Source organism: Leptospira limi (assembly GCF_026151395.1).
Lineage (GTDB): Bacteria > Spirochaetota > Leptospiria > Leptospirales > Leptospiraceae > Leptospira_A > Leptospira_A limi.
Window position 1 is genome coordinate 396,557 of record NZ_JAMQPV010000001.1, and the last position, 14,862, is coordinate 411,418.

Here is a 14,862-nt window from a genome sequence, read left to right on the forward strand (position 1 = left end):
GATGAATCTAGTTCTCAATTTGATGATAACTCTTGTTTTGCTCTCGGGTTGTCGCCCGAGAGAAATCACAAAAGAAGAAATCACAACCTTACGTGATCAAAACAAAAGTTCCCTCATTCCTTTTGCTGAAACAATTTTGCCAAAAATACTGGGAACAGAATTTAAAAACATTGAATCAACGCTTAACAAAGACAAACAGAACGAAGTTCATGTCACATATGGTAGTAACAGTGCTTTAACATTCAATGATCCATCTGAGTACCGCAAGGTGCTGACCGAATACCATAGTTTGGTTTTATTACGCATTGGATATGTTTTGAACCTCCACCATTTCGATTTATTGTCACTTAGCCTTTCCAAACCTTTCTTCATCCAAGGAGAAAAAAATCCAGAAACAGAAATCCAAGAAGCTGAGATTTACCGAACAACGATGAAACAAATGGAGATTGCGAAGTTCTTTGAGAATCATCCAAATTTTGATCCATTCAAAGCACCTATGATTGGAGAAAAAGAATGGGAAAGGATAACAGAAGAATTACAAAAACTTTGGAAAGTAGATTTAGATGAAATCAGTCGTGTGAAGGTGGAATAATCCAAGGAACCATATCTTCGATAGAACGTTCCAATCGATCCAAATAAGAGAGTTTGGGAATTTCATAAGCACCCAATTGCCAAGTCACGTGGTTGAGTTGTTGGGTGTCAAATAACTCAAAATTTGATTCTTTCAGTTTTGCAAACAAATGAAAGAGGCCAATTTTTCCTGCATCCGATTCAAAGGAAAACATACTTTCTCCAGCAAAAAACTTACCGATCGCAACTCCATACACTCCACCAACTAAAACATTTTCTGCATTCCATACTTCAACGGAATGCGCCCAACCTTTTTTGTGGAGTTCCAAATAACCATCAATAAAACCAGGAGTGATCCAAGTGTTATCCTTTTCCCGATAAGAACATGCTTGCATGACAATCGCGAATGCTTCGTTAAAACTGATACGAAATTTTTTTTGCCTTACTTTGCGAAGAACGGTTTTAGAAAAATGAACTCGATGAATGTCAAAAATGGCACGAGGATCCAAACAATACCAACGAATAGGATCCTCAGACCAAGGGAAAATGCCATGTGTATATGCGTATAACAGGCGATCGACGGAGAAATCACCACCGACCGCAACCAAATCTTCCCTCCATTGCCGTGGGTTTTTAAAAAATTGGTCGAAACTCCGCTTTGTCAAGGTTCCAATACATCCTTTGGATAATCATAAACAATTTTCACTTTCAAACTTTTTCCATTTTCGTCATTGATATTGGAAAGACCTTCGAATTGTAAGATCCGACGAGTTTGCACATCATACACCAAAAGGAATGGTTTCACAACTTGTTTCAAAAGGAAGTTGTCAATTTCTAATCTGAGGTAAAGGGCTGGTCTGCCTTTCCACTCACCATCCTTGATTTTTAAAACCGCAAATTTATAATCATCAAGTTGTACGGGAGCGATGAAGTGGAAAGACATTCTCTCTCCTCTAGACAATGGTTCCCAATTGTTCCTTACAAAATAATCGAATCCTCCGTCCATCACTGCAGGTGTTTTAGGAGTATATGTTTTTTCAGAAAGAGGATCTTCTTTTTTACGTTTAAAAAATAAACGAACCGATTTCCCTTTTACATCGGCTCCTTCCGTATAACCATCTCTATCATCAACGGTTTTAAAGGTTGGTACTTCTGAATTTTGATCAAACTCAATGTGTTTGGAACCAAATACTTTTCCATTCGCGTCTTTGTATTGGATTTCAGAATGAGTGTGTTTTCCATTATTATAATATTCTTTATGATTGTCCGAATAAACATATTTTCCTGTGTTTAGGTCGTATGCCTTACCAAAATATTGGTATTTAGGTTTTTCTGCCAAAAGAGGCAAAAAGGATGGAAAAACTATGGCGAAAATTAGGATTTTACGTATCATACTCATTAGACCATGAAAAAATATAGACTGACTGACCAAAGGACACTTTTAGGGATTGTTTCCAAGTTGACAACTACGGTTCTACAAGACCGTGACACCAATCAAAAATTCACACTTACCAATCCAGTCGCAGTCAATGATATCTTAAAATCTGTGCACATCACAATCGAAACAACGGAACCCATGTTCTCAAAACCCAAATCCTTGGTTTGTGTCCTAAAAGAAAATCGTGTGGAACTTAGAGTCAAACCTGTGAATCCGTACCAAGACGATTTGTTACAAGTATACGAAATTTTAATCGAACCTTTAGAACGATCCGCAAAACGGGCAGCCATCGAAGACATTTCCGCTTATGATTTAAAGATGGCTCAAACTGCGGATTTAGGGACAGTGATTTCCATTTACGGAAAAACATCTATCATCAACCAAACATTGAACCAGTGGCAAATCCACCTAGAACAAGTGCTGACGAATTTTGGTTACTTTATCAAAAAAGTCCAAATTGGTTTTTATTATGCCGCTGACACACAGTTAATGGAAGCCCTCGCTACATCGAAAGCTCCGTATTATGTCCGTGATGCGAATCGGAGGATTTTTTATACTGATCGCGGATTTTATAGCCCTAAAAAATTGAGTGAAATGTACGTCCGTTCCTATTTGGATTCGTTACTTCTCAGCAATACAAAATCTACATTAATCTTTCCATTTTTTGCCAATGGTAAGGTACTATTAGGTTACTTCGAAATCATCAGCAATTTACCTGATTTAGGTAATCCGGTTTTACAATCTAATATCGAAGGTCCCGAGGGTATTGGCCCCTTACTTAGCTTTTTAGACCAAAAAGCAGAAGAATTTGTTTTCCAACTTGAATTTGCTTATGCAAAAGATTGGGAAACAATCATTCGCACAACGCCCGTTAGAGACATTAGCCAAGATGGTCGTGGGATTGGAATGACTATTCCAAAAGGGACAAATATCGATGGAAGACCCATAGGTTCACCAGTTTCTTTCCAATTAAAAATCAACTCTTCTCCTTACACATTTTTTGGAAGTTTACGAAGTCTAAAAAAAGGAGACAATGAGACCACGAATATTGGATTACAAATTTTCCAATGTGACAAATCAGAAGGTATGTCACTTCTTAGTACATACGCATCAAATTTAATTGGAGAAGCTGTTTCATGACACCTGAACAGTATGAAACAATCGTTACACTATTAAGAGAGATACAAAACCAAGGTGGTTCTGATCCCTATCGATTGGCTTTGTATTTAGTCCCTCACATTGGGATCATTTTTGGGACCACATTTTTGTTTTTTTTGTTCCAATGGTGGCATAAACAGAAAATGGCACTGATCCAGTCAGGTCAGTACAAACCATGGAGTTTTGACATCAGATTGTATTCATTTTTACTAGGTCTTTTGTTGACATTCACTGGATTTACGTTATCGTTTGTATTTATACTCGTCTTAGGTCGTTCTATGGCGATGTTAGGAGGGTTAATCCCATTCGCAATTGGACTCGGTCTCTTGACCTTTTACAAACTGAGCCGGTAACAGAGACCAAACGGAAATGTAACGACGAAGACTGGAATTCTATCCAACTCGTTTTACGTGGAGATGTTTCTCAATTTGAAGTACTGATGAAACGGTACCAAGGGATGGTATTTTCCCAAGCACGCAAAGCTTTTTTATCGGAAGAAGAAGCAGAAGATTTCACCCAAGAAGTTTTTCTCAAAGCCTACGAATCCTTAAGCCAATTCCGTGGAGAAGCTCAATTTTCAACTTGGTTGTTTCAAATCGCAAAATTTCGCTTAACTAAAGTTAGCAAAAAGAAATCTCATCTCATCACTGATTGGACAGAAGACGTATCAACTGTTGCAGACAAATCAAAACCATCTGTTGCCGAAATTTTAGACAAAGAAGAAACTCATCATACATTACATTCCCTCATTGCAAAACTCCCAAAATCATACCAACTTCCGATCCATTTGCATTATTTTGAAAACAAACCATTAAAGGAAATTGCTAACGATCTCAATATCAAACTGAATACAATTAAAAGTCATATCTCACGGGGTAAGGAACTTTTAAGGAAATGGTGGTCTCATGAAATCGAAGGATAAACAGATTATTTTTCCTGACGGAATTTTCTCTGAGCCAGATCCACTTCTAAAACACATGGAAGTTCCTTCTATCATCAGAGTCAGAGTGTTAAGCCAAATTTTACCTCTTAAGTTTTTATTCTCTTCTCTCTTTGTTTCCTTTTTGTTGTTACTGATTCCGTTTGGAACTATGCTTTTTTCCATCCAACAAGATGATAGTTCCATTTATTTACTCCCTCTCCTGATTAGTTCGAGTTTGTTTTTTTGTTTTTATTCCCTAGTGCTTGGCTTTTTACTCCTCAACACAAGAATTCCTTTTCTGAATGCATGGAAAGAGAAACTTGGATTTGAAGAGGTTTAAACGTTTGTGAAAGGTCTTTTATTTTCCTTCTTATTTTTAATCGTTTCCGCATTGTCTGCAGAACCACTCCCATCAGCAGAAGATTTTTTGAACATGAACCTAGACAAGTCGATCCGTTTAGTGGAATCTCTTTCCAAAGAAGAGGCAAAGGTTCTTGTCTCCGATTTACGGTCGGAAGTGAAAAAATCCTACCCAAAAGCAGATCATTTTTACTTCCTCATTTCGCATTTAGAAGAAATCCAAGCGATCGAAAAAGAACAAGCGCGGCTAAGATCGTTACTCTGGGTCTATGTACTCGCTTTCCTATTGTTCACTGGATTTTTAGGGTTGATACTACTTCGCCAACGAAAAGCAATCCGAGACATCAACCAAATGCTTGGCAAATGATCGGGAATCGATTTTTTGTCATCATTTTGTATTCTTTTTGTAATGAATCCCTGCTATTTTAAAGGCAATTCATGAAAATATTGATTGTAGATGACGAAGAAGACATTGCCGGCCTCATCCAATTTCATTTGGAAGAAGAAGGATTCCAAACGGAAGTTTGCCATAATGGAATGGAAGTCCTCCCTCGTTTAGAAAAGAATCTCCCTGATGGCATTATATTAGATTTAATGTTACCTGGTATTGGTGGTATGGATCTCTGTAAAAGGATCAAAGAAAAGTACCCACAAATCCCAATCCTAATGGTCACAGCCAAAACGGGTGAAACCGATGTGGTACTCGGACTTGAGTTAGGTGCAGATGATTATATCCGTAAACCTTTTAATATCAGGGAACTTGTTGCACGAGTTAGAACAGTTACAAGAAGAACAATAGATCCAAACCAAGAAGTACAGGGAACCATAACCACTGGAAAAATCCAAATCAATCCAACGGCTCACAAAGTTTTTGTTGAAGGAACCGAGATTGACCTAACGTTAATCGAATTTAAATTATTACAGCTGTTTGCCGGAAATCCAGGAGTTGCCTTTTCACGAGACAAACTTTTAGATCGAATTTGGGGCAAAGACGTTTTTGTCACCGATCGAACAGTAGATGTGAATATCAAACGACTAAGAGATAAATTACTCTCCGAAAAAGAACGACTCGAAACGATCCGCGGAGTCGGTTATCGATTCCGAGATGCGTAGTTTTTTTTCAACACTTCTCCTTCTCAATTGGGGTCTTTTACTTGTACTTTTGACCCTTGCATTGGGTGTATTTTATATTTATGATTTGGTTGTCCCAGCCGTAAGACCACTTATCCTATTTGGTTTTGTACTCATTGCTATCTTTGGGACTTTTTATATTTCAACAAACATTGCAATGCGAATCACAGATCCTCTTGCAACGGTTGAGAAAAAAACAAAAGAAATCAATGCGGGTGATTTTGGTGTTGAATTGTCATCACCTGACATTCGTGAATTGGCAACACTTGCATCCTCCATCAATGAAATGGCAAGGCGACTTAAAGTTCAATTCTTAGATCTTACAGTTGAAAAGGAAAAGTTTAATTATTTACTTCAAAATTTAAAAGAAGGTGTTTTTGCAATTGATAGAAATCATAAATTTCTATTTTTGAATCGAAATATTGCAGAAACCTTAATTGAAAAAAATTCACAATTCAAAGAATTTATTCCCTCAATCAAAAACAAAGAACTGCTTAGTTTTATCACCGATAAAATCAAATCGGGAAAAGAAGGAAAAACTGAATTCCAGGATGGACTTCATTTTTACACAGCAAGAATTTATCCAATTAAATCAGATGCGATGGTTCAATTATATATTGGAGTGATTTCTGATATAACAGAAGACAGACAAAACCAGTTGATAAGAGAACAATTCTTCCAAAACGCATCCCATGAATTAAAAACCCCAATTACATCTATCAAAGGTTATGCGGAGACTTTAGAATATAAACTAAAACTACCACCTGATTCAAATGAACGAAAATTTTTGGATGCCATTCTTCGTAACACAGATCGGCTCATACGTATTGTAGAAGATATGTTAACGGTTTCAAGATTAGAAAACCACAAAACAGTTTTAAATCTGACTGATGTTTCCATTTTAGAATTGGTCAAAAATGTTTCAGAATCTCTTGGTGTGATTTATTCTCAGAAAAAACAAAACCTGGTTCTCGACATTCCATTTGACCTAAAGGTTCGAGCAGATCGATTGTTATTGGAAGATTTACTCGTAAATTTGATATCAAACGCTTCTGCTTATAGTCCAGAAGGTTCCAGTGTCATTGTCAAAGCATCCACCACAGAGGAACAAAATGTGATCCAAGTCATCGACCAAGGCATTGGCATTTCTTCTGAAGATGCAGAGAGGATCTTTGAACGTTTTTTCAGAGTAGATACCAACCGCTCAAGAAAAGAGGGTGGGACTGGGCTTGGGCTTTCCATTGTAAAACACATTGCAAGGTTACATTCTGGTGAGGTTTCTGTGTCTCCCAATCCAAAGGGTGGATCCATTTTCTCCTTTGTTTTTCCTAAAAAATAGATTCTCGTAAGAGAAGTCCCCGGATAGAATATTGGTATCCGGTAGGTAATTATGAAGTATCCTTTGGGATTTTACTCCTTTGGCAAAAATATTGGAATCAAAGATACAAGTTTAGATTTTGCTGTGATTTATTCTGAAGTTCGCTGCTCAGCGGCTGCGGTATTCACTCGGAATAATTTTCCTGGAGCTCCCATTTATGTTGGCCGTGATCATATCAAAGATGGTTACTTACAAGCCATCGTCATCAATTCAAAAAATTCCAATGTCGCAACAGGCGAAAAAGGGATAAAGGATTCGTATCAAATTTGCGAAACATTAGCAAAATCCTTAGAAATCAAAAAAGAAGATATTTTACCTTCCTCCACGGGAGTAATTGGTGTCCCTCTTCCTATCGAAAAAATTTTAACTGCCTGCACAACTGCCAAAGAAAACTTAAAACCTGGAAATTTAGATGAAGTAGCTGAAGCCATAATGACGACAGATACAAAGAAAAAAATTTCCTACCGAACTTATTCGCATAACGGAAATGAGGGTGTGATGTACGGGATTGCAAAAGGTGCAGGTATGATCGAACCAAATATGGCGACGATGTTATCATATATCCTTTGTGATTTTTTACCTGAATCAAAAGATTTAAATGGAATTTTAAAACGTGTTGTGGATCAAACATACAATTGTATCACGATAGATTCAGACACTTCCACAAGTGATACAGTTGTATTAATGTGTTCTGGTAAACTAGGAAGCATCCCAGATCAGGATTTTGAATCTATGTTAAAAGACATAGCTACAGAACTTTCCAAAAAAATTGCTAGAGATGGTGAAGGCGCGAGTAAATTAATTGAACTAACTGTTAAAAATGGAAGAGACAATCTCCAAGTGACAAAAATTGGAAAATCAATATTAAACTCACCTCTCGTCAAAACTGCCATATATGGTGGGGATCCTAATTGGGGACGTTTCATCATGGCAATTGGTAAAGTTTTTGACGAACCAATTCCATATGATCACTTAGAAATCCAATTGGGAGGGATTTCTGTTAAAGGCGCAAGCAATGAGACCAAATCAAAGTTAGCCGAGTATTTAAAATCGAATGAAGAAATTTTCATTACGGTTGATCTCAATACAGGTAACTTTCAAAAAACTTTTTGGAGTTGTGACTTTACGGAAGGATACATCCAAGAAAACGCTTATTACACAACATGAGTTTAGCTAAGATAAAAAATTCATTGAAATTTTTTTTACCGTCAAGTTACCAATTAAAACTTTCGGTTACTAATTTATTCACTCGTACTGTTTTTATTTTATTAGTGTATGTTTCTTATTTTATCATCTTAGTTCAAATACCTGAATCCATGTCTTATCGATTGGAATTAGCCCTGCTTTTGACAAGTGCTTTTGCTCTCATTTTATATCTGCCTTTAATTGAACGATTAGCGAGGTATATGCGAACAAAGTTTTTATCAGAATATTTGACAGAAGACGCAGAGTCATACCGCCAAGCCATCAAACGATTTAATTTCGATGCGTTGATTAAAAATGTTTTTCCCGATATGGTTAAAATTACAGGCAGTCAATCTGGTACGATGGCGGTTTTAACTCAAAATGGAACCTTTGCCTTTCACTCCTACTTTCGTGGAAGACAAAAAAAATTGAGCCCCACAAAAGACATTTCAGTAAAAGCGAGCTTTCAATCGTTTTTACTAGCCAATCGTAACGGGGCATCTGTTGCCAATACATTCTCAAATGAAAGCATTAACAATGACTTCATGGAATTACATGCCAATTATATTTATCCATTTATCTTTCGAGAAAAATTATTTGGATTCATAGCGGTATCCAATATTCCTAATTCAGACGCCAGTCACAGTTTGTCTTTATTGGCAGGTCAATCTGCACTCACAATCCATAATCATATCCTCTCTTATCACATCTCTGAAAATAAAAAGTACCAAAAAGAAGCTGAGTATGCTGTACGTGTCCAAAATTTATTAGAAACAGGAACAATTCCGAATATTCTTGGTTGGGAGATTACACCGTTCAAACGCACCAATCGAAACTTAATCGAATTTTTCCAAGTAGAAGATGGAAGTTGGTTTTTTGTCATTTTAAATGCAGGAAAATCCTACCAACACATTGGCATTATTCTTTCTTATATTTTAGGTGTGGTATATTCACAATCTAGATTAAAATTATTGAAGGGTTTTTCTGACATTAAATCTCTAATCCAATCCACCTTTCAAAAGTTAGACTGGAAAGAAAACTATGAAATGATCATAGGTAAAATTGGTTATTCTGAACTTTATATTATCCAAGAAGGAAAACAATTTAAGATTATCAGAAATTCGGAAGAAGTTGTAGCGAGTATGGGTTGGAAAAATATGATTAGTATGGACAAAGGCCCCATCATCATACAACAGCGTGGAGAACCTGTATTAAAGTTTAATTTTAAAGAGTTGGAAGTACAATGAGAGAACTGGCAATCACAATCCTCTCCTCTTTACTATTTTTCCTTATTCTGTTTTTTTCGATTATTGGAATTCAAAATAGTTCAAGAAAACTTCCCTTTTATTATTACCCATCAGGACTGATTGTTAATATTGGTGAAGAAAATAAAACCCATTGGGGAAATTCAATTGTCACTTCCGATTTGGAAAGGTTTGAATCCATTGGTGATTTGTCTGGAATAGATTCCTATACATTAAAACTTAAAAACTCACAGGGAGAAATTTACGAACAAGAATTTAAATTAAAGAATATTCGCAAAACAGATGTTTTGGGTGTCTTTTTTTCTGATCTATTTTTAGCATTTTTTAGTTTAGCAATTGCTGTTTATTTTTATTATTCAACTAGAGATGCATTAATATTTGGATTTTTCTTTAATTTTGGATTAATTATATTATCCAATGTATTTGTACTCGCTTTCAAAAATTCCATATTTTTATTCATTTTAACCTTATATTTAGGAAGTTTTTTACAATACCATTTAATCTATCGCCTTCGAGGGAAAGAAATTAATTCAAAATGGTTATTACCACAAGTGTTGATATCTTTCATTATGGCAATGATTGCATCACAAGAGAAGTATGATTTAATTCTGATTGAACGAATAGGAGTTGTTGCACATGCAATCACTGTTTTATTTGGATCAATTAATATCATTGCAAATGTCGTTGAGTTGATACGATCAAAACCTCAAGAAGAAGCACTTCTAAAACGATTGGTTTTAGTATTTTCTATTGTCATCTATGTAGCCTTACCTACAAGTATTTTGTTTTTTGATGGTTATCCTTGGTTTTATGTTCACCGATCATTCTTTATATATACATATTTATTATTTATACTAAGTTTTTTCTATGGGACATATCGATATACATTTGTTCCATCGTTTGTAATCTTTACACCTAGTATTATTACTTTAATTTTAGTTGGTATTATTTTAGGAACCTATATTGGTTCTATTTTTGTCTTAGATTATCTTTTACCCATTCGTTACTTAAGAGATAGATGGGTTTTTAATTTTATCTTTTTATTTTTGGTAACTGCATATTTAATTCCCCTGAAACTGAAAGTGAAGGAACTTTTTGATTATTGGTTTTTTGAGAAAAATCCAAAACTCAGTGCGGGTATCAATAAAATCACAGCATTGTTATCTTCTCCATTATCAATGAGAAAAACCATTCTCACGATTAACAAAACTGTGAAGGAAACTGTAAATGTTTCCAATTTAATCATCCTTATTCCAGGTGATCAATTTGCAAATACTGATCTCAGAAATATTGATTTTATGAGAATCTCCCCACAATCTGAGATATGGAATTATTTCAAAAGTACTGATCGTGTCACTGTAACCTCACATTTAGAATATGGAATTGGGCTCAGAGAAACACTTTATAATTTTTTGAAAGGATTACATGTTCAATTGGCATTTCCAGCTTATGATTCTTCCTCAAACAAAAAGAATATCCAAGCTATGATTTTGATCGGAGAAAAATTAGATAAAAAATATTTTTCAATTGGTGAATTAAAATTCATTAATGAAGTTGTGAAAATTTCGGGAATGTTACTTGAAAACTATAGTTTATTGGAAGATGAAATTCAAAAACGTAAAATTGTAAGAGATATACAAACAGCTTCCATTGTGGACAACACTTTACGTTTGATTTTACCTAGTGAAGTAAAAGGGATTGATTACGGTTATATATCAAAACCCGCTGTTGGTATTTCTGGAGATTATTTAGACATTATCCCTATTTCTAATACCAAAATGATTGTTTTGTTAGGTGATGTTGCTGGTCATGGACTTGGAACTGGATTTTTAGTGAGTGCCATCAAGGGTATTGTAAGGGAACAACTTAGAAATGGTACTTCACTGGAAGGATTATTCCGAGAAATTAATTCCTTTTTTCGTGCGAGATACAAAGGGAATGAATTTATGACCTTACTTGGTGGAATATTCGACTCAACTGAAAATGTATTTAAGTATGTAAATGCAGGTCATCTTTCCTTAATAGAAATGCGTGCTGATGGACAAATCAAATTACATTCTAAAACTCAACGAGTGTTAGGTATTTTGGAAACTGATTACCATGTTCAAGAATTAAAACTTTTACCAGGAACCAAACTATTCTTGTATTCAGATGGGATTACAGAAGCCTTTAGTGAACGAGATGAAATATTTGGAGAGGAGACTCTTATTGATTTTTTACATTATAATGCAGACAAAACGGTCAAAGAACTCCCCTCTTTACTCGACCAAAGAATGACACAATTCAGAGGAAATCGGGAACAATCAGACGATATTACATTTATTGGTCTTTCTTTTAGCCCCAACTAGCCGATACTTAAACCGATGATGGCAGAAAAACCCGTTAAATTTGTCATTTTTTTATCGCTCATCCTTAGTTTAGTCGCGTTTTGGGACCACCAATTCACTTCGTACTTAAAAGAGTTTGTGGTTTTGATTCACGAAATCTGCCATGCAACGGCCGCACTTTTTAGCGGTGGTGTTGTGAAAGGAATCACTCTTCACGGTAATGAAGGTGGAGAGACCATAGCAGTTCCTGCATCCTTTCGAGGTTCTTTTATCTTAGTCGTATCGGCAGGATACATTGGATCATCCATTGTTGGAGCATTTTTGTTACGTTTGGGTTTCCAAGGCCGACATGCTCGCCAAACAATGATTTTGTTTGGTTTGTTTTTGATTTCTGTCAGCGTGTTGTATTCAAAATTAGGTGATCTAGCTTATTTTACAGGTATTTTCTGGGGAGTTGGGATTTTAGTTTTAGGAATGTTAGGTGAAACTACCTCGATCCTTTCCCTCGTTTTTTTAGGTACTAGCATTTCATTGTATTCTTTATATGATTTATCTGATTTTGCGGAACGGCTCGCAGAAACCGATGCGGGAATCCTTGCCTTTTGGATGGCAGGCCTTGGACCTGAAGATTTACAAAATGAAGAAATTCCAACAGTGGTTTTGATATTGGGATATTTGATCGCAACACTTTGGTCTTTGCTTAGCATTGGGATCATTTTTATGTCTCTCCGAACTTCTCTTTCTCACGATGAAGTCCACCATTCTCCAGATCCTGTGGAACAATTTGAACGATTCCCTGGAGAACTCTCACCAGAAGCCAAACTTTGGTTGGAAAAACGGGGGGTTGATCCAGAAAGTGGGATCGTTTTACCTCCAAATTTCTTCTTAGACCCTCCATCGAAAGACAACCAAGGTTAGTCCTTATCGCAAATTTTCATTTGCGTAGGACACCGACTTCACAAATATAGAATCTCAATGGCAAAAAGAATTCTCATAACGGGGGGAGCTGGGTTCATCGGGTCTCATTTAGCAGAAAGACTGCTCAATGCTGGAAACAAAATCATTGTTTTAGACAATTTTCACACTGGTAGAAAAGAAAATCTCACTCACCTACTTTCCAATCCTAATTTTGAACTCATCCGTCACGACATCACAGATCCAATCAAATTAGAAGTGGATCAAATTTATAACATGGCATGTCCTGCATCACCTGTCCATTACCAAAGTAACCCCATCAAAACCGTAAAAACAAACGTGTTAGGTACGATGAATATGTTGGGTCTTGCCAAACGAGTTAAAGCAAGGATCCTACAAGCAAGTACTTCAGAAGTATATGGTAACCCACTCGAACACCCTCAAACGGAGTCGTATTGGGGAAATGTGAATACCATCGGTATTCGTAGTTGTTACGATGAAGGGAAACGTGTGGCAGAAACTTTGTGTTTTGATTACCACAGACAACATGGGGTTGAAATCCGAGTCATTCGCATTTTTAATACATATGGCCCAAGAATGATACCAGATGATGGACGGGTTGTCAGTAATTTTATCGTACAAGCGTTACGTGGTGAAGATATCACGATTTATGGTGATGGAAGCCAAACTCGGTCTTTTTGTTTTGTGGATGATCTCGTAAAAGGTATCATCGATATGATGAACGTTGAAAATTTTGTGGGTCCAGTCAATCTAGGTAACGACGGTGAATTTACTGTCAAAGAACTAGCAGAACTAGTGATCAAAGAAACTGGAAGTAAATCAAAAATAATTTACCTTCCACTCCCTCAAGATGATCCAACAAGAAGAAAGCCAAACTTAAGTTTGGCGAAAGAAAAACTGAATTATACTACCACTGTTCCACTCGTGGAAGGTGTAAAAAAAACCATCGAATATTTTAGCAAAAGAGTATAAAATGAAAATAGGCGTAATCAAAGAACCATCGTATGAAAACCGAGTTGCAATCACACCAGATGTGATTGATCCATTGAAAAAGTTAGGCTTCAGTGTTGCGATTGAAACTACAGCTGGAGACAGCGCATTTTTCTCAGACCAAGACTACAAAGATGTTGGTGCAACAGTGGAATCGAGAGATTCTATTTTATCTGGCTCCGATATCGTAGTTTCCATTCATGCATTAGATGAAGCGAGTGCTAAAAAGATTGGAAAAGATAAAATGTACATCGCTACATTATCACCATTGGCTTTCCCTAAAAAAGTGAAAGAAATTGCAGCGGCTTCATTCAAAATCTTTTCGATGGATACGATCCCAAGGATTACACGAGCACAATCTATGGATGTTCTCAGTAGCCAAGCAACGGTTTCTGGTTACAAAGCAGTTTTACTTGCTGCGTCTAACTACAGTCGATTTTTTCCAATGTTAACAACTGCTGCTGGTACAATTACACCTGCACGTGTATTAATCCTTGGAGCAGGAGTTGCAGGTTTGCAAGCGATTGCAACCTCACGTCGTTTAGGTGCAGTAGTTGATGTTTTTGATACTCGACCAGAAGTTAAAGAACAGTGTATGTCACTTGGTGCGAAGTTTGTTGAAGTGGAAGGTGCAGCAGATGCATCCAATACTGGTGGTTATGCGGTAGAACAATCGGAAGACTACCAAAGACGCCAAAAAGAAGCAATTGCAAAGTTTGCCGAAAAAGCAGATATCATCATTACTACGGCGCTCATTCCTGGAAAACGTGCACCTCTTCTGATTACAAAAGAGATGGTTGATAAAATGAGACAAGGTTCTGTCATTGTAGATCTTGCAGCAGTAAACGGTGGAAACTGTGAATTAACTGAAAATGATAAAACCATTGTTTACAAAGGGATCACAATCATTGGGAATTCAAACCTACAAAGTACACAACCAATGGATGCAAGTAAAATGTATGCAAAGAACATTGTGAACTTTCTCAAACTGTTTGTGAACAAAGAAAAACAATTTAATATCAACCTAGAAGATGAAATCATCAATGCATGTATGATTGCTGAAAATGGTTCTATCCGACACAAACCAACACTTGCTCTTTTAGGAGAGTAATCTAATGAAAAAGGCCAGAAATATTTCTGGCCTTTTTCTGTTCTTTTTCCTTCAAAAATCGTCTTTTATCGATATCTAAATTTGGATCGAA

16 protein-coding genes are annotated in these 14,862 nt (G+C 36.3%); 14 read left to right on the top strand and 2 right to left on the bottom strand.

The annotated features are described in order from the left end of the window. The first annotated feature begins 1 nt into the window (after position 1). The gene (locus tag ND812_RS01745) at positions 2-592 is read left to right on the top strand and encodes a hypothetical protein (protein ID WP_265374000.1); all 591 of its coding nucleotides are present in this window, start codon (positions 2-4) and stop codon (positions 590-592) included. Here the strand turns inward: ND812_RS01745 and aat are convergent. Together aat and ND812_RS01755 are read right to left on the bottom strand one after the other, a co-directional pair. After that, the gene (aat, locus tag ND812_RS01750) at positions 570-1,235 is read right to left on the bottom strand and encodes a leucyl/phenylalanyl-tRNA--protein transferase (protein WP_265374001.1); all 666 of its coding nucleotides are present in this window, start codon (positions 1,233-1,235) and stop codon (positions 570-572) included. The genes ND812_RS01745 and aat overlap by 23 nt on opposite strands. Next, positions 1,232-1,963 carry a hypothetical protein gene (locus tag ND812_RS01755; RefSeq protein WP_265374002.1) on the bottom strand — a complete coding sequence of 244 codons (732 nt, stop codon included), beginning with the start codon at positions 1,961-1,963 and terminating at the stop codon, positions 1,232-1,234. The genes aat and ND812_RS01755 overlap by 4 nt, the downstream gene beginning before the upstream one ends. 12 nt (positions 1,964-1,975) lie before the next feature. Between ND812_RS01755 and ND812_RS01760 the strand changes: the two genes are divergently transcribed. From ND812_RS01760 to ND812_RS01820, 13 genes are all read left to right on the top strand, one after another. After that, on the top strand, positions 1,976-3,148 hold the full coding sequence (locus ND812_RS01760; RefSeq protein ID WP_265374003.1) for a hypothetical protein: 1,173 nt from the start codon (positions 1,976-1,978) through the stop codon (positions 3,146-3,148). Beyond that, positions 3,145-3,519: a hypothetical protein gene (locus tag ND812_RS01765; RefSeq protein ID WP_100716893.1), complete on the top strand. Its 375-nt coding sequence runs from the start codon at positions 3,145-3,147 to the stop codon at positions 3,517-3,519. Before ND812_RS01760 ends, ND812_RS01765 begins: the two co-directional genes overlap by 4 nt. An 86-nt stretch (positions 3,520-3,605) precedes the next feature. Beyond that, on the top strand, positions 3,606-4,088 hold the full coding sequence (locus ND812_RS01770) for an RNA polymerase sigma factor (protein ID WP_407658422.1): 483 nt from the start codon (positions 3,606-3,608) through the stop codon (positions 4,086-4,088). Further along, complete coding sequence (locus ND812_RS01775) at positions 4,072-4,428, top strand: hypothetical protein (RefSeq protein WP_265374004.1); 357 nt, start codon at positions 4,072-4,074, stop codon at positions 4,426-4,428. Before ND812_RS01770 ends, ND812_RS01775 begins: the two co-directional genes overlap by 17 nt. A gap of 6 nt (positions 4,429-4,434) precedes the next feature. Beyond that, complete coding sequence (locus tag ND812_RS01780; protein WP_265374005.1) at positions 4,435-4,815, top strand: hypothetical protein; 381 nt, start codon at positions 4,435-4,437, stop codon at positions 4,813-4,815. A gap of 71 nt (positions 4,816-4,886) precedes the next feature. After that, complete coding sequence (locus ND812_RS01785) at positions 4,887-5,561, top strand: response regulator (RefSeq protein ID WP_265374006.1); 675 nt, start codon at positions 4,887-4,889, stop codon at positions 5,559-5,561. Continuing rightward, a complete protein-coding gene (locus ND812_RS01790; protein WP_265374007.1) occupies positions 5,554-6,918 on the top strand; it encodes a HAMP domain-containing sensor histidine kinase in 1,365 nt (454 codons plus the stop codon). The genes ND812_RS01785 and ND812_RS01790 overlap by 8 nt, the downstream gene beginning before the upstream one ends. A gap of 51 nt (positions 6,919-6,969) precedes the next feature. Continuing rightward, positions 6,970-8,124, top strand: coding sequence for a bifunctional glutamate N-acetyltransferase/amino-acid acetyltransferase ArgJ (argJ, locus tag ND812_RS01795; RefSeq protein WP_265374008.1), 1,155 nt, complete (start codon positions 6,970-6,972; stop codon positions 8,122-8,124). Next, positions 8,121-9,389, top strand: a complete 1,269-nt coding sequence (locus ND812_RS01800) for a hypothetical protein (RefSeq protein WP_322113635.1) — start codon at positions 8,121-8,123, stop codon at positions 9,387-9,389. The genes argJ and ND812_RS01800 overlap by 4 nt, the downstream gene beginning before the upstream one ends. Next, the gene (locus ND812_RS01805) at positions 9,386-11,755 is read left to right on the top strand and encodes a PP2C family protein-serine/threonine phosphatase (protein WP_265374010.1); all 2,370 of its coding nucleotides are present in this window, start codon (positions 9,386-9,388) and stop codon (positions 11,753-11,755) included. Before ND812_RS01800 ends, ND812_RS01805 begins: the two co-directional genes overlap by 4 nt. Positions 11,756-11,770: 15 nt before the next feature. Then, on the top strand, positions 11,771-12,652 hold the full coding sequence (locus ND812_RS01810; protein ID WP_407658425.1) for a M50 family metallopeptidase: 882 nt from the start codon (positions 11,771-11,773) through the stop codon (positions 12,650-12,652). 57 nt (positions 12,653-12,709) lie between these two features. Then, positions 12,710-13,642, top strand: a complete 933-nt coding sequence (locus tag ND812_RS01815) for a UDP-glucuronic acid decarboxylase family protein (protein WP_265374012.1) — start codon at positions 12,710-12,712, stop codon at positions 13,640-13,642. A 1-nt stretch (position 13,643) separates the two neighbouring features. After that, positions 13,644-14,771: a Re/Si-specific NAD(P)(+) transhydrogenase subunit alpha gene (locus tag ND812_RS01820; RefSeq protein ID WP_265355770.1), complete on the top strand. Its 1,128-nt coding sequence runs from the start codon at positions 13,644-13,646 to the stop codon at positions 14,769-14,771. The last annotated feature ends 91 nt before the right edge of the window (positions 14,772-14,862 follow it).

Coding starts and splice junctions, on each gene's coding strand:
- ND812_RS01800 (WP_322113635.1), top strand. CDS start 8,121: ATGAGTTTAGCTAAGATAAAAAATTCATTGAAATTTTTTTTACCGTCA.
- ND812_RS01790 (WP_265374007.1), top strand. CDS start 5,554: ATGCGTAGTTTTTTTTCAACACTTCTCCTTCTCAATTGGGGTCTTTTA.
- ND812_RS01775 (WP_265374004.1), top strand. CDS start 4,072: ATGAAATCGAAGGATAAACAGATTATTTTTCCTGACGGAATTTTCTCT.
- ND812_RS01765 (WP_100716893.1), top strand. CDS start 3,145: ATGACACCTGAACAGTATGAAACAATCGTTACACTATTAAGAGAGATA.
- ND812_RS01805 (WP_265374010.1), top strand. CDS start 9,386: ATGAGAGAACTGGCAATCACAATCCTCTCCTCTTTACTATTTTTCCTT.
- ND812_RS01810 (WP_407658425.1), top strand. CDS start 11,771: ATGATGGCAGAAAAACCCGTTAAATTTGTCATTTTTTTATCGCTCATC.
- ND812_RS01755 (WP_265374002.1), bottom strand. CDS start 1,963: ATGATACGTAAAATCCTAATTTTCGCCATAGTTTTTCCATCCTTTTTG.
- ND812_RS01785 (WP_265374006.1), top strand. CDS start 4,887: ATGAAAATATTGATTGTAGATGACGAAGAAGACATTGCCGGCCTCATC.
- argJ (WP_265374008.1), top strand. CDS start 6,970: ATGAAGTATCCTTTGGGATTTTACTCCTTTGGCAAAAATATTGGAATC.
- ND812_RS01760 (WP_265374003.1), top strand. CDS start 1,976: ATGAAAAAATATAGACTGACTGACCAAAGGACACTTTTAGGGATTGTT.
- ND812_RS01820 (WP_265355770.1), top strand. CDS start 13,644: ATGAAAATAGGCGTAATCAAAGAACCATCGTATGAAAACCGAGTTGCA.
- ND812_RS01745 (WP_265374000.1), top strand. CDS start 2: ATGAATCTAGTTCTCAATTTGATGATAACTCTTGTTTTGCTCTCGGGT.
- ND812_RS01770 (WP_407658422.1), top strand. CDS start 3,606: ATGAAACGGTACCAAGGGATGGTATTTTCCCAAGCACGCAAAGCTTTT.
- ND812_RS01815 (WP_265374012.1), top strand. CDS start 12,710: ATGGCAAAAAGAATTCTCATAACGGGGGGAGCTGGGTTCATCGGGTCT.